Annotated in this window: 12 protein-coding genes and 1 pseudogene; 5 read left to right on the forward strand and 8 right to left on the reverse strand. The window is 65.5% G+C overall.

Annotated elements, in window-relative coordinates; all coding sequences use genetic code 11:
* Both AB4Z51_RS35450 and AB4Z51_RS35455 read right to left on the reverse strand, forming a co-directional pair.
* Positions 1–1,164 (reverse strand): annotated as a pseudogene (locus tag AB4Z51_RS35450) (hypothetical protein); the annotation flags it as partial.
* Between the two features lie 259 nt (positions 1,165–1,423).
* Positions 1,424–4,930 carry an autotransporter domain-containing protein gene (locus AB4Z51_RS35455; RefSeq protein ID WP_441498952.1) on the reverse strand — a complete coding sequence of 1,169 codons (3,507 nt, stop codon included), beginning with the start codon at positions 4,928–4,930 and terminating at the stop codon, positions 1,424–1,426.
* Positions 4,931–5,593: 663 nt separating this feature from the next.
* Between AB4Z51_RS35455 and AB4Z51_RS35460 the strand changes: the two genes are divergently transcribed.
* Positions 5,594–6,052 (forward strand): hypothetical protein, encoded by a 459-nt coding sequence (locus tag AB4Z51_RS35460; RefSeq protein ID WP_135216879.1) that lies wholly within the window; start codon positions 5,594–5,596, stop codon positions 6,050–6,052.
* Position 6,053: 1 nt separating this feature from the next.
* On the opposite strand, the gene AB4Z51_RS35465 is transcribed toward AB4Z51_RS35460, so the two are convergent.
* From AB4Z51_RS35465 to AB4Z51_RS35480, 4 genes are all read right to left on the reverse strand, one after another.
* The gene (locus tag AB4Z51_RS35465) at positions 6,054–6,875 is read right to left on the reverse strand and encodes a tetratricopeptide repeat protein (protein WP_441498953.1); all 822 of its coding nucleotides are present in this window, start codon (positions 6,873–6,875) and stop codon (positions 6,054–6,056) included.
* Between the two features lie 32 nt (positions 6,876–6,907).
* Positions 6,908–7,591: a substrate-binding domain-containing protein gene (locus tag AB4Z51_RS35470; RefSeq protein ID WP_135216877.1), complete on the reverse strand. Its 684-nt coding sequence runs from the start codon at positions 7,589–7,591 to the stop codon at positions 6,908–6,910.
* 18 nt (positions 7,592–7,609) lie between these two features.
* Positions 7,610–8,311: a GrlR family regulatory protein gene (locus AB4Z51_RS35475; protein ID WP_135216876.1), complete on the reverse strand. Its 702-nt coding sequence runs from the start codon at positions 8,309–8,311 to the stop codon at positions 7,610–7,612.
* 197 nt (positions 8,312–8,508) lie between these two features.
* Positions 8,509–9,543, reverse strand: a complete 1,035-nt coding sequence (locus AB4Z51_RS35480) for a glutamine synthetase beta-grasp domain-containing protein (protein WP_038943077.1) — start codon at positions 9,541–9,543, stop codon at positions 8,509–8,511.
* 535 nt (positions 9,544–10,078) lie between these two features.
* Here AB4Z51_RS35480 and AB4Z51_RS35485 point away from each other — a divergent pair.
* Positions 10,079–10,282: a DUF2735 domain-containing protein gene (locus tag AB4Z51_RS35485; RefSeq protein ID WP_028147811.1), complete on the forward strand. Its 204-nt coding sequence runs from the start codon at positions 10,079–10,081 to the stop codon at positions 10,280–10,282.
* A 111-nt stretch (positions 10,283–10,393) separates the two neighbouring features.
* Here AB4Z51_RS35485 and AB4Z51_RS35490 read toward each other — a convergent pair whose 3' ends face one another.
* The gene (locus AB4Z51_RS35490; protein WP_135216875.1) at positions 10,394–10,720 is read right to left on the reverse strand and encodes an MliC family protein; all 327 of its coding nucleotides are present in this window, start codon (positions 10,718–10,720) and stop codon (positions 10,394–10,396) included.
* Between the two features lie 68 nt (positions 10,721–10,788).
* Here AB4Z51_RS35490 and AB4Z51_RS35495 point away from each other — a divergent pair, with 68 nt between their 5' ends.
* Together AB4Z51_RS35495 and AB4Z51_RS35500 are read left to right on the forward strand one after the other, a co-directional pair.
* Positions 10,789–11,532 (forward strand): tyrosine-protein phosphatase, encoded by a 744-nt coding sequence (locus AB4Z51_RS35495; protein ID WP_135216874.1) that lies wholly within the window; start codon positions 10,789–10,791, stop codon positions 11,530–11,532.
* Between the two features lie 23 nt (positions 11,533–11,555).
* Positions 11,556–12,236 (forward strand): SDR family oxidoreductase, encoded by a 681-nt coding sequence (locus AB4Z51_RS35500; RefSeq protein WP_135216873.1) that lies wholly within the window; start codon positions 11,556–11,558, stop codon positions 12,234–12,236.
* Here the strand turns inward: AB4Z51_RS35500 and AB4Z51_RS35505 are convergent.
* On the reverse strand, positions 12,233–12,505 hold the full coding sequence (locus AB4Z51_RS35505; RefSeq protein WP_244623448.1) for a hypothetical protein: 273 nt from the start codon (positions 12,503–12,505) through the stop codon (positions 12,233–12,235). The two genes, AB4Z51_RS35500 and AB4Z51_RS35505, sit on opposite strands and share 4 nt — an antisense overlap.
* A gap of 218 nt (positions 12,506–12,723) precedes the next feature.
* Between AB4Z51_RS35505 and AB4Z51_RS35510 the strand changes: the two genes are divergently transcribed.
* Complete coding sequence (locus AB4Z51_RS35510) at positions 12,724–13,410, forward strand: DUF2161 domain-containing phosphodiesterase (protein ID WP_135216872.1); 687 nt, start codon at positions 12,724–12,726, stop codon at positions 13,408–13,410.
* Positions 13,411–13,432: the final 22 nt, after the last annotated feature.

Raw genomic sequence — 13,432 nt, forward strand, 5'->3', positions numbered from 1 at the left:
AAACCCACCCGCGCCGCCGCCGCCGCCACCGCCGCCGCCAAAGCCGCCCGCACCGCCGCCACCGCCGCCGCCGCCACCGAAGCCGCCGGCGCCGCCAGGGCCGCTGAAACCACCGCCGCCGCCGCCGAAACCACCGCCGCCGCCGCCGTTCAAGCCGGTGCCGCCGCCGCCGCCGAAACCACCCGCCCCGCCGGTCGAGCCGGAACTGCTCGCGCCGCCGAAGCCGCCACCCCCGCCCGCATTTCCGATACCGCCGCCGCCGCCGCCATTCGCACCACCGGTGGTGCCACCACCAAATCCGGCGCCGCCGGCGCCGTTGAGGCCAGCAATCGACAGGAGGCCCGCGGTGCCGTTCGCGCCGCTTCCACCGGCGCCGCTATAGCCGCCGCCGCCGGCGCCAGCGGAACCGCCGAAAATGCCGCCGCCGGCGCCGGAGGAGCCGCTGCCGAAAATGCCGCCGGCGCCGCTGCCGCCGCTGCTGCCGCCGAGGCCGCCGCCGCCGCGAAACGTGTTGATTGTTGCGTTGCCGCCCTTCGCGTTGTTGTTGGCGAAGCTGACGTTGCTCAGCGTCACGTCGGCCGACTGGTTGACGAACAGTGCGCCGCCCGCCCCCATGCCGCCGCCGGCGCCGTTGCCGCCGCCCTGGGCGAGGCCCGCGGACAGGATGACGTTGCTGATCGCCACCTGAGGGCGGTCCGCGATGATCGAGCCCGCCACCCCCGCGCTGGTCTGCGTCGCGGTGTCGACGCCGACCATGAAGATGCGCTGCGAATTGTTGCCGCTGATGGTGAAGCCGTTGCCGTTGATGCTCACCGAGTTGAAGATCGGCGACAGCGGCCCTGACAGCGTGACATTGGTCTGCAGGTTGATGATGAAGCCGCCGGGGGGCGTGGAGGCATTGATCTGCGCGAGCGCGGCGCTGAGCGTGCCGGCGCCGCCAGTCGTGCCCGCCGAGGTGGTGCCGGTGTCGTTGGCGACCGTGACGTTGATCACCGTCTGGGCCTGCGCTCCAGTCGCGAGCGCGCCGAGCAAGACGCCGGCGAACAGCGCCGCACGCGTCATCGCCGGGCGCATGGTCGCCGCAACGCGGCTAATCGATCGCTTGCGCGCAACAACGGCCGCACCGGTTTCCAGCGCGCCTTCAGACGCTACAAAATGAGACAACCCAAATCTCCCCGCAGCCCAAATAGCGACCATTGAAATTCCATTGCGCCGTTGCGGCGCCGGTCGCGCATGGACCCGTTAAGCGGGGCTCTGCGGTATCAGGTTTAGCGGGGGAACATCGCGGAGTCCGACTAATATCGGTCATCCGACAAAGCGCGCCGCCCTATTTGGCCGACTGCGTGATTAATATCACAGGAGGAACGCGGATATCGACATCACCAGTTGGCTTTGGAGAGGCGTCGTTCGGGAAGTCGCCACCTCACCACGCATACCGCACGACGCCCTTGCCGGCGTAGCTCCTGGTGAGCTGAGAGAACTCGCCTTCGAAAGTGCCGGCGGCGGACCAGCCGTTCAGCCATTTCTTTTCGGCAGAAGCGGTGACGAGCGCGGAGTCGCTGGCTTGCGCGGCGCCGCCAACGACAAAGGATGCGCCCGGCAGCGTCTGGAACGTCGAGCCGATATTGCGGTCGGGATTGAAATCATGCGCCCATGCCAGGCGCCCTCRCAGCGTGAAGATTCCGTCCGCCATCGCATATGATTTGTCGCTGCGAAGGCCGAGCTCGCTGCGCGTATCAGTGACACTCTTCGAGGCGTAGGCGAGCGCAAAGGTATTGACGCCGGTTACCGCCTGCTCGGCATAGGCAGGCAGGTCGAAGCTGGTGAATTGTCCTGCGGCATAAGGCGTGATGCCCACCCCGCCCATCCATGGGCTGACAAAACGATAGCCGCCTTCGACGCGACCGGACCACGCATTGGCGTTGAACTGCGCCCGCAACTGGTCGATGCCGGCCACCGTCACGGTGCGGTTGGTGGTGATGTCCTGCCAGCCATAGGCCAGCGCGCCGGAGAGATACGCCGCACCCGCATTGTGCCGGATGAAGGCGCCGGCCTGGAACAGATCAGATCGGCCAGAACCGCCATTGACGACGCTGAAGTTCGTGCCACCGCCCGCCAGTGCAAAGCCTGCCAGCGTATTCGGCGAGATACGGTAATCGGCGCCGACCGCGGTGCCTGCGATGCGGCTGGTCGTGTTGTTGGTGCCGAGTGTCGTGTTGCCGTCCGTGGTCTGCGCGCCGCCATAGCCCGCCGCCCACACGCTCCAGCGCTGCGCGAACGGATCGGCCATGACGGCCGCCTTGGTGAACATCGCATAGGCGTCGCGCGCCGCACCGAAGCGCGGTCTGTCCGGCGAGGCGTAGGCCGACGCGCCCGCGGATGATCCCGCTGAAACGCCATCGCCGCGACCGTCGATGAAGGGATCGGTCAGCACCCCCATGAACTGGTTCATTGCGTTGAAGGTCGTCTGCTGCGAGCCGGTCGCGGTCTCGCCGGAGGTTTGCGACAGCGCGGCTGAAAGATTGCTGCCGGTGAGACCAAACAGCGCGACAAAGCCCGGCGGCAGCGCGCCGCCATTGTTGAAGAAGTTGTTGAGCGTGGATGTGACGGTCTGCCCATTGCCCGGCAGCGAGGTGCCGGCGCCGAGCGAGGCCGTGAGGTTCAGCAACACATCGGACAGCGTGTAGCTCAGGCCGACAGTGAAACCGGGCAGGCTGCTGCTCACGCCGCTGAAGGTGGTGCCGCCGAGGCCGCCGGCCGCCGACAGGATGGTGTAGCTCTTGCGGACATAGGTTCCGGGCAGGAAGCTCGTCTGCACGGTGCCGCCGGTCAGGCTCGCGATGCCCGTGACATTGGCGCGGTCGGCGGCCGATGGCGAGACCTCGACGCGGTAGATGCTGCCGGCGCCGAACGCCAGATCGCCGCCGACCGTCAGCGTGCCGATCGAATTGCCGGGCGCGAGCACGCCGCCGGCGTTGACGGTGGTATTGCCGACGGTGCCGTTGCCGCCGAGCGTGCCACCGGCATTGACCGTCACCGCCGAATTGGCGATGGAGCCGTTGACCGCCAGCGTGCCGCCATTGACCGTGGTCGGCCCGCTATAGGTGTTGGTCGCGGTCAGGATGGTGGTGCCGTTCTCCACCGTCACCGACCCCGCGCCAGAAATGACCGGGGCGAATGTGTAGTTCGAGGCGGTGTGGTTGAAGACGATGCTGCCGGTGCCTGCCCCGAACACGACCGAGGGCGTGGTCAGCGTGCCCGGCGCGGCCGCGGCCTGACCGGAGGCGGCGCCGATATTGAGCGTGCCGGTCGAGCCGAGGTTAAGGGCGATTTGCATGCCCGAAGCCGCCGAGACGGCGCCGCCATTGGCGATCGTCAGCGTGCCGGTGCCGGAATAGCCAACAAAGAGCGAGCCGGAATTGGTCCAGGACGAGCCGGCGCCATCAACCGTCACGGTGCCGGTGCCGGCAAAGAGCCCGAGATAGACGATGTTGGCGTTGCTCACCTTGCCGCCGTTCCGGATCGTCAGCTTGCCGATACCGGAACCGCCGACCCAGAGGTCGCCGGAATTGGTCCAGGACGAGCCGGCGCCATCAACCGTCACGGTGCCGGTCGAATAGTAGCCGAGGAAGCCGTAGTTGTTGCTCACCGTGCCGCCGTTCTGGATCGTCAGCGTGCCGGCGCCGGAATAGCCAACAAAGAGCGAGCCGGAATTGGTCCAGGCCGAGCCGACGCCATCAACCGTCGCYGCGCCGGTCGAGCCGGCATTGAAGCCGAGAACGCCGGTGACGTTGCTCACCTTGCCGCCGTTCCGGATCGCCAGCGTGCCGGTGCCGGACCCGCCGACCACGAGGCCGGAATTGGTCCAGGAGGAGCCGGCACCGTCAACCGTCACGGTTCCGGTCGAGCCGACATTGTTGCCGAGATAGCCGGTGTTGCTGCTCACCGTGCCGCCGTTCCGGATCGTCAGCGTGCCGGTGCCGGAATTGCCGACAGAAAGATCGCCGGAATTGGTCCAGGACGAGCCGACGCCATCGACCGTCACGGTGCCGGTCGAGCCGGTATTGATGCCGAGACCGCCGGTGACGTTGCTCACCTTGCCGCCGTTCCGGATCGTCAGCGTGCCGGCGCCGACATAGCCGACCTCGAGGTCGCTGGAATTGGTCCAGGACGAGCCGGCGCCATCCACCGTTACGGTACCGGTCGAACCGAAATTTTGGCCGAGAACGCCGGAGGCGCTGCTCACCGTGCCGCCGTTCCGGATCGTCAGCGTGCCGGTGCCGGAATTGCCGACAGCGAGGTTGGTGGAATTGGTCCAGGCCGAGCCAGCGCCATCGACCGTCACGGTACCGGTCGAGCCGACATTGGACCCGATCAAGCCGATGTTGGTGTTGCTTACCGTGCCGCCGTTCTGGATCGTCAGCGTGCCGGTGCCGTAATAGCCGACAGCGAACAAGTTGGAAGCGGTCCAGGCCGAGCCGGCGCCATCAATCGTCGCGGTGCCGGTCGAGCCGGCATTGAAGCCGACATAGCCGTTGAAGTCGCTCAAGTTGCCGCCGCTCTGGATTGTCAGCGTGCCGGTGCCGGAAATGCCGACAAAGACAGTGTTCGCTTGCGCGCCGGCCGCTCCGACCACTGTGGCATTGGGCGCGACCGTGTCGATATTCACGTCGACCGCGCTGGTTGGAACGCCGGCCGACCAGTTGCCGGCGGTGAACCAGTCGGTTGAGGTGGCGCCGGTCCAGTCGGTGGCGCGCGATGGCGTCGATGTCGCCAGGACCAGTCCGAGCGCCACCGTGGAGCTGGTGCCCAGCAGGCGACGGGACAACGCGGCCAAGGTCAGCGCCGCAAAGCGGCTAATCGATCGCTTGCGCCCAACAACGGCCGCGCCGGTTTCCAGCGCGCCTTCAGACGCTACAAAATAAGACAACCCAAATCTCCCCGCAGCCCAGATAGCGACGTTTGAAATTCCGTTGCGCCTTTGCGGCGCCCGTCGCGCATGGACCCGTTAAGCGGGGCTCTGCGGTATCAGGTTTAGCGGGGGAACATCGCGGAGTCCGACCAATATCGGTCATCCGACAAAGCGCGCGCCATATTTGGCCGATTGCGTCATTAATATCACAGGAGGAACGCGGACAGGATATGAACGTCACCAGTTGCCTAAGAGGCGAGGTCCGTTGCGGGTCATTCACGACCGGGTCGAACCAGTTAGCGGCGCCTCGCAGGGCCAATGCGGCTTGATGGTATCACCGCGGACATGATTCAAGCTCCGAAACTGGAGCCTCGAATCATGCACTACGAACTCAGACGCACCGAGGTCATCCGGCTTTTCAGCGCAGGGCCGGGAGCGGAGCCCACTCGCCGCATGATGCCATCATGCCCCTGTTTTGCCCGACGGGTCAATTGATTTTCGTAAAATACGAAATCAGTGATTTCGACGACTTGGCTACTGTGCATGGGGTTGTTTTTGACTTTTTTGTTTCGTGCGATCCCGGGCGGCCCTCCTCATGTTGTGGTTCAACGGCCCGTGCCGGAGCTGGTTCATCCTTGAGGCCCCTTCGAACCCGCCGGAGTGAGCGCACGACAAAGCGGCATGAACCAGACAGAGCCTTCAGCCGAAGCGCAGATCGCAGCGATCATTGCCGGCGCTGCAAAGCAGCCGCTGCTCGATGCGGCCTTCGAGCTGTGGTGCCGGCGCTACCGGCTCGACTCACTCGACGGACGCCCGACCGACGAAGAGGTCCGCGTCAATCGCACGCCTACGCCGGAGCAGTTCCGCGCGAAATACCGCTACGACCGCGACCACGCCCATGAAGGGCCGATGTTCGGTTATGTGAAACGTGCCCATCCGCGCGCCGATGACGCAGCAATCCGGCAGGCCATCATCACCGCCGTGAAGTTCGAAGATGCCACCTTCGAGCACTTCAACTGGAATGGCGATTTCTGGGAGTGCGTCGTGCGCGCCGTCGCGCGCGCGGCCGCTCAATATCCGGACTTTCTCGAGACGACTTATCGCGACGCCCGCAACAACGTCGCCTACTACTACAAGTGAGCTAGAAGCACAGCGTGGTGACGAGCTTGCCCTGCTTGTCCTTGATCGCATAGGGGCAGCGCAGCCGCTCCAGCGCCTTCTTGGCGTCCTCGTCGCCGAGCGCGGCAGCGCGCTCGTAATAGGCCTTGGCGGCGTCCTTGTCCTTGGCGCCGCCGCGGCCTTCCTGCGCGAAGGCGCCCATCCGCTCCAGCGCGCCGGGATGGTTTTGCGCCGCCGCCTTCTCGAACATCGCGCGCGCCGCGACGTCGTCCCGCTCGCCGCCGTTGCCGTTGGAGAGCATCAGGCCAAGCTGATACTGCGCCTCCGCGTTGGTCTCGGCCGCCCTGCCGAGCAGCGCGCGCGCCTGAGCGGGATCGGCCGGCGCAGCACCGCCGGCGCCGCCGAGCGCAGCAAGATTGCTGACACCGCGAGGATTGCCGGCCTGCGCCGCCTTCTCGAACAGCTTTCGCGCTTGTGCTTCGTCTTTCGCGACACCGGAGCCGGTGCCGTAGGCGACGCCGAGCTCGACCATCGCCGCGCTCGATCCCTTGTCGGCCGCCTTGCGCCAGGCGGCGATCGCCTCCGCCGTCTGCCGGTTGGCGGCATAGGCGCGGCCAAGCGCGAACATCGCGCGCCGCGACGACGGTGCGGCCTGCTTGCAGAATTTGACGGCGGTCGCAATGTCGGATGCAGCAAGCTCCGTCACGCCCTTCACATCGGCCGGCTTGTCGGGATCGCTGGGATCGGCGGCCACCCGGTCGCACAGGACGAGATCGGCCGATTGCGCGTGCGCCGATAACGGCGCTGCAAGCGTGAGGAGGATGGCAAGGAGACAAGTCCGCATGGGCGCCACGTTGCGTCTCTGCTCCGGCAAATTCAAGGCTCGAGTCCCGATTGGCGCAGCACCGGGACGACCTCCGGCGATGCCAGATAGCGCAGCAGCCGATCGGCCGCTTCGGCATGTCTGGCGTTGGTCATGCGGCCGGCGGAAAACACGGCCGGTGTCTGCAAATCGTGCGGGATCGGGCCGACGACCTCGATGCCCTCGACCTGCTTCAGCTCGCTGATCTGCTGCACGGCGAGGTCAGCCTCGCCGCTGACGAGCCGCTCCGCCGTAAAGCCCTGCTCGACGATGCTGGCCTTGGCGTTGATCTCGGCCGCGATACCCCATCGCTGGATCAGCTGGGCGAGATAGACGCCGCTCGCGCCCAGCCGCGAATAGGCGACGGACCGCGCCGCAAGCAGCGTTTTGCGGAGCGCGGCTTCGCCGCCGATATCGGGATGCGCCTGCCCTGCCCGCACGGCGATGCCGACGAAGGAGCGCGCCAGATCGGCCGCGCTACCTGCGGCCACGCGGCCCTCGCCGATCATCTCGTCGAGCCCCTCACGGGTGAGGATCACGAGATCGGCGGCCTCGCCGTCGCGCAGACGTTTCAGCAGTGCCAGGGTTGGCGCGAAGTCGGCATCGACATGGATGCCTTGAGCAGCCTCGAAGGCGGAGGACAGGCTGCGCATCGCGCCCATCAGGCCGAGCGTCGAGAGCATGCGTATTTTTTCCATGGGCTATTCCTGTCGCGATCAGGCGCGATGCATCAGCTTGAGCGCGGCGGTCAGGCGCAGGCTGCGCTTGCCGGCCAGCGCCGTTGCCTCCAGCACCGCCTGCTCCGCGTCATAGGTGCCGGAGAAACCGATGCCGACCTCGTGGCCGCCGAAGATCGGATCGTCCTTGGCCGGCGTGTGCTCCTGGTTGAGGATCTGCCCCTTCCAGCGGCCATTCGCAGCAGTGTAGCTGCCGAGATAGTAGAACGAGGCATCGCCGCCGAGGATGCGGCCCTGGTTGAGCAGCATCACGCCGGTCAGGCCGCCATCGACGCCGTCGAGCATGCGAAGGTGGATCGAATAGAGCCCGTCGGCGATGCCGGCCTCCCCGACGCCGCCCGCGATCGGCACCTCGTCTTCGGTGATCGGCGTCATCACCGACTGGAAGGGCACGCCGGGCAGCTCTTTCAGCTCGCCCTTGAAGCGATAGAGATCGCTGTCCGCCCAGCCCTTCGCAAGCAAGGTCGCATCGTCGGTGCCGGCCATGGCGCGGTAGTTCGGGTCCGGGTTGTGGCGGACCGTCTTGATGACGATGTCGACGCCGGCTTCGGTCCTCTGATAGGTGCCGATATGAGCGAAGGCCGAATTGCCGCCGAGCATCTTGCCATTGCCGACATGCATCACGCTCCGGCCGACCGCGTCGCCGAGCTGAAATCGCACCTTGTAGAAGCCTTCAAACACCAGCCGTGTCCCCGGCCCCGCGCATCCCGGGGCATTCTATCCCGGTTTCGCCGGCGATGGACAGACTTCAAGCCGGCATGGCCGGCAGACCCACAACGACGGCTGTTATCGGAATGCAAAAATCCGCCGGAGCCTTTTCGGCTCCGGCGGATTGAAGACCAACCCGGGCCAGCCCCCCGGCCCGGGCCGGGAGGATCTTAGGCCGCGGCCTTCTTGTCGGCCGGCACGGACGCGATCGTCTTCAGGATCTGCGAAGCGATCTGGTATGGGTCGCCCTGCGAGTTCGGACGGCGGTCTTCCAGATAGCCCTTGTAGCCGTTGTTGACGAAGGAGTGCGGAACGCGGATCGAGGCGCCGCGATCGGCAACGCCGTAGCTGAACTTGTTCCACGGCGCGGTCTCGTGCTTGCCGGTCAGACGCTTGTCGTTGTCCGGGCCGTAGACGGCGATGTGGTCCATCAGGTTCTTGTCGAAGGCCGCCATCAGCGCCTCGAAGTACTCCTTGCCGCCGACCGTACGCATGTACTCGGTGGAGAAGTTGGCGTGCATGCCGGAGCCGTTCCAGTCGGTGTCGCCGAGCGGCTTGCAGTGGAACTCGATGTCGATGCCGTACTTCTCGGTCAGGCGCAGCATCAGGTAGCGAGCCATCCACATTTCGTCAGCGGCCTTCTTGGAGCCCTTGCCGAAGATCTGGAATTCCCACTGGCCCTTCGCGACTTCCGCGTTGATGCCTTCATGGTTGATGCCGGCAGCCAGGCAGAGGTCGAGATGCTCTTCGACGATCTTGCGGGCGACGTCGCCGACGTTCGAGAAGCCGACGCCGGTGTAGTACGGGCCCTGCGGCGCCGGATAGCCGGAGGCCGGGAAGCCGAGCGGACGGCCGTCCTTGTAGAAGAAGTATTCCTGCTCGAAGCCGAACCATGCGCCGGCGTCATCGAGGATGGTGGCGCGCTTGTTGGACGCGTGCGGGGTCTTGCCATCGGGCATCATGACTTCGCACATCACGAGCACGCCGTTGGTGCGCGCGGCGTCCGGGAACACGGCGACCGGCTTCAGCACGCAATCGGAGCTGTGGCCTTCGGCCTGCTGCGTGGAGGAGCCATCGAAGCCCCAGAGCGGAAGCTGCTCGAGCGTCGGGAACGACGCGAATTCCTTGATCTGTGTTTTGCCGCGCAAGTTCGGAGTCGGCGTATATCCGTCGAGCCAAATGTACTCGAGCTTATACTTGGTCATTGAGCCTCTCTGTAGATGATGCGAAAGGTGGGGTTGAGARCCCCCGCACGTTTGTACCCGGCCATCATCGGCCGACCCTCTACAAGCATTTTGCGTGCCAAAAGGCCGCAGCGCGGGAGGTTTTCCACCGCTGCCGGGATCGACCCGCCGACGGCAAACCGCCCCCGGCGGCGTGCGTCATAGCCGCGCACCTTCGCGTGAAGCTGCACCGCAAAAATCCCGCGGAAAACGCCTGATTCTGGAGCAGACGCACCGTTGCCGGAGGTTGCCGATGAAACGCGCATCAACGTCCGGCAACTTTCGCAAAGTCCTGCGCCCTGCCTAGCAACCTTTGGAATGGCCCAGGCGTTAGCCACCGACACGGTGCCTTAGGGGATGCAGAGGGTCACATGCCTACAGATTGGGCAGCAACTGATTTCCTTTTCAGCACTTTCCAATTCGGGATGCGCGGCCGATATGGGGAATCCAGTAACCACAATCGAACGAGTCGGGCGCACCATGGAGGCCAAGGCGCTTCGACCCAGGAGCAATCGCAATGATGAATAATGGTCTGAATCACGGATCTGCAACGATCTACCAATTCCCTGTCGGGGGCCGCGCGGCTCTCGCCGGACGCCGCTATGGCGACACCCGTCTTCCCGCCGATCATGCTTCGCTTCCCGCGAACGTCTCGATCTGCAGCGACAGCTGGTACCACCAGGATGCGGTCGACGAAGCAAAGCCCAAATGGGAACGCTAATGTTTGTGTTTGGTATGATACCGCCGCGCTCGCGCAAGCGTCCGACGGAAGTTTGAAAAAGGGTCGAAACAACGAGGTTTCGGCCCTTTTTGATTCCTGCTGGACTCCCGGCTAGAGCGCGGGCTTTTCGATCACCGTGCAGGAAGTGACCGGCCGCTTCAGATGCTGGACCGTGGTCGCTCCGGTCTTGCCGATCCTCAGTGTGATCCCTGCCCCCGAATAGCGGGTGCCAGAAAGCGCCAGCCGCTTCTTCAGCGTGACAGGTTCGCCGTCGATCTGGAGGAAGGCGCGTTTGTCATCGTCATAAAATCCCACGATGAACTGCGTACCATCGGCGCAGCGATAGGTCCGGAACGTCTGCGCGTCCGCCTGTCCCGCACTGATAATTCCGCCCGACAGCATGGTGATCGCCAAAACAATGGCCTTGTGCCGGCCCATGATTGCCCCCTGAATGCACTCAAGGACGCCGTAGTGCGTCCAATGGAAACATAACCCAAGCTGATCTCATGCCAGATTCCCCTGCCCGCCACCTCGCCCTGCAAGGCGCCAGCAATTTTCGCGACCTCGGCGGCTATCCGACTTCGGATGGTCGCACCACGCGCTGGCGCCACATCTTCCGCTCCAACCATCTCGGCCAGCTCACGGCAGCCGACGTCGAGATCGTCCGCGCGCTGGGCGTGCGCAGCGCCTTCGATTTTCGCGGCGTCGAGGAGCGCGCGGCCGGCGTCTGCGTCGTGAACGAGATCACGGTGCATTCGCTGCCGATCGAGCCGTCGGTCGTGGCCGCGCTGCGCGCCGAGCTTGCCGAGGGCACGCTCACCGCGCCGGTTGCGCTCGAGCTCATGCGGGAGTCCTACCGCAACTATGTGCGCCACAACACGCACAGTTTTCGCGCGCTGTTCGGCCATCTCCTGGAAGACCGCGCGCCGCTGGTGATCCACTGCACCGCCGGCAAGGACCGCACCGGCTTTGCAAGCGCGCTGATCCTGCATGCGCTCGGCGTGGCCGACGAGGTCATTGCCGAGGACTACCTGTTGACCAACCGGCACTACAGGCGCGACGCATCGAACGCTTCCGATCTTCCCGCCGACGTCCTCGATGCAATCGGCAGCGTCGAGGCCTCATACCTTGCTGCTGCTTTCGAGGCGGTCGGCAACGAATATGGCGATCTCGAAACCTACTTGCGCGACGGCCTCAAGCTCGGCACACCGGAGCAAACGGCGCTGAAGGCGCGCTATCTGCAATCGTAAGCGGCCGTGCCGGGAGAACGACTATGCAAGGCAAGGTTCTGATCGTGACGGGCGCGCTCGGCGCACTTGGCAAGGTTGTCGCCGAGACGGCGGTGGCGCGCGGCGCGCGTGTGGCCGGCATCGATCACGCGCCCTCGCAGATGTCGGCAACGCCCGAACGCATCGAGATCGGCGGCGTCGATCTGTCCGACCCAGCGCAAGCGAAGACGGCGGTCGAGGCGGCGGCAAAGCATTTCGGCAGGCTGGATGCGCTGATCAACATCGCCGGCGGCTTCGCGTTCGAGACCGTGGGCGACGGCGACATCAAGACGTGGCAGCGCATGCATGCGCTCAACGTGCTGACGGCCCTTAACACCTCGCGCGCAGCGCTGCCGCATCTCGCCGCGTCCGGGGCCGGCCGCATCGTCAATATCGGCGCCATGGGCGCGCTTCAGGCAGGTTCCGGCATGGGCCCCTATGCGGCGTCGAAAGCCGGCGTGCATCGCCTCACCGAGGCGCTTGCCAACGAGTGGAAGGGCAAGGTGACCGTGAACGCGGTGCTGCCGTCGATCATCGACACCAAGGCCAACCGCGCCGACATGCCGAAAGCGGATTTCTCCAAATGGGTGACACCGCAGGAACTCGCCGAGGTGATCCTCTTCCTCGCCAGCGATGCCGCGAGCGGCGTCACCGGCGCGCTGATCCCGGTAAGCGGCCGGGTTTAGTCCGGCACCAACAACCGCAGATTGCCCTTGAAGCGGATGCTCTGCTTGCCGGCGAGCGCGATGCCTTCGCCATAGGCGGTCTCGCCGGCGTAGGTGCCGCTGAAGCCGATGGTCACGACCTTGCGGCCCCACACCGGGCGCTCGTCGAACGAGGGCGAGTGTTCCTCGTTGGTCAGCTCGCCCTTCCACTTGCCGTCGGCCGAGGTGTAGCTGCCATAGGCGAAGAAGAATGAATCGCCGCCTCGCATGGTGCCGTCGCGCAGGACCATGACGCCCTGATTGCCGCCCTAGACGGCATCCAGCATCTCGATGCGAATGTGATAGAGGCCATTCCTGATCGTCATCTTCGTAAAGCGCCCGACTGTCCCGGTCGCAGGATAACCGCACCGTCGGTTCCCGATCAAATGGCGCAGAGCCACAACTGCGTTCCGGGCTAGACTGGCCGCGACTGATTCTCGGATCGGAACGCAAGACCCGGACGCTTTCCTTGGAAACCGCGCTTTATCTACCCGTCAAACGCTTCCTCGAAGAGCTCGGCTTCACGGTCAAGGGCGAGATCGGCGGCTGCGACCTCGTCGGTCTCAGCGCCGGTGATCCGCCTGTGGTGGTGATCGGCGAGCTCAAGCTCGCCTTCAATCTCGAGCTGATCCTCCAGGCGGTCGATCGTGCATCGGCAGCCGACGAGGTCTGGATCGCCGCAAAAATGTCGATCCGCGGCAAGGGGCGCGAGAGCGATGCGCGTTATCGCAATCTCTGCCGCCGCCTCGGCTTCGGTATGCTTGGGGTGACTGACCGCGGCCAGGTCGAGGTGCTGGTGAAGCCGCCGACGGCAGCGCCGCGCCGCGAGCCGAAGGTCCGTTCGCGCTTGGTCGCCGAACATCAGCGCCGCCAGGGCGATCCCGTGCTCGGTGGCAGCACCCGCGCGCCGATCATGACGGCCTATCGCCAGCAGGCGCTGGCCTGCGCCTCGGCGCTCGCGGGAGGTCCGCGGCGCGTGAGCGAACTGCGCGAACGCTGTCCCGATGCCGGCAAGATCTTGCTTAGCAATGTGTATGGCTGGTTCGAACGCGTTGAGCGGGGAATCTACGGGCTGACCGAGGCCGGACACGCGGCGCTGACACGCTGGCCGCAGGCACCGATGAAAGAGACGCCCCGCGAGGCATCGCCGCCCTAGCGGAAATCACGTCGGGAGACAT

Origin of the sequence: Bradyrhizobium sp. 2TAF36 (assembly GCF_052114925.1) — a bacterium.
In the GTDB taxonomy this organism is placed as follows: domain Bacteria; phylum Pseudomonadota; class Alphaproteobacteria; order Rhizobiales; family Xanthobacteraceae; genus Bradyrhizobium; species Bradyrhizobium barranii.

Coding starts and splice junctions, on each gene's coding strand:
- AB4Z51_RS35495 (WP_135216874.1), top strand. CDS start 10,789: ATGCCAGATTCCCCTGCCCGCCACCTCGCCCTGCAAGGCGCCAGCAAT.
- AB4Z51_RS35470 (WP_135216877.1), bottom strand. CDS start 7,591: ATGGAAAAAATACGCATGCTCTCGACGCTCGGCCTGATGGGCGCGATG.
- AB4Z51_RS35480 (WP_038943077.1), bottom strand. CDS start 9,543: ATGACCAAGTATAAGCTCGAGTACATTTGGCTCGACGGATATACGCCG.
- AB4Z51_RS35505 (WP_244623448.1), bottom strand. CDS start 12,505: ATGGTCCTGCGCGACGGCACCATGCGAGGCGGCGATTCATTCTTCTTC.
- AB4Z51_RS35500 (WP_135216873.1), top strand. CDS start 11,556: ATGCAAGGCAAGGTTCTGATCGTGACGGGCGCGCTCGGCGCACTTGGC.
- AB4Z51_RS35460 (WP_135216879.1), top strand. CDS start 5,594: ATGAACCAGACAGAGCCTTCAGCCGAAGCGCAGATCGCAGCGATCATT.
- AB4Z51_RS35490 (WP_135216875.1), bottom strand. CDS start 10,720: ATGGGCCGGCACAAGGCCATTGTTTTGGCGATCACCATGCTGTCGGGC.
- AB4Z51_RS35465 (WP_441498953.1), bottom strand. CDS start 6,875: ATGCGGACTTGTCTCCTTGCCATCCTCCTCACGCTTGCAGCGCCGTTA.
- AB4Z51_RS35485 (WP_028147811.1), top strand. CDS start 10,079: ATGATGAATAATGGTCTGAATCACGGATCTGCAACGATCTACCAATTC.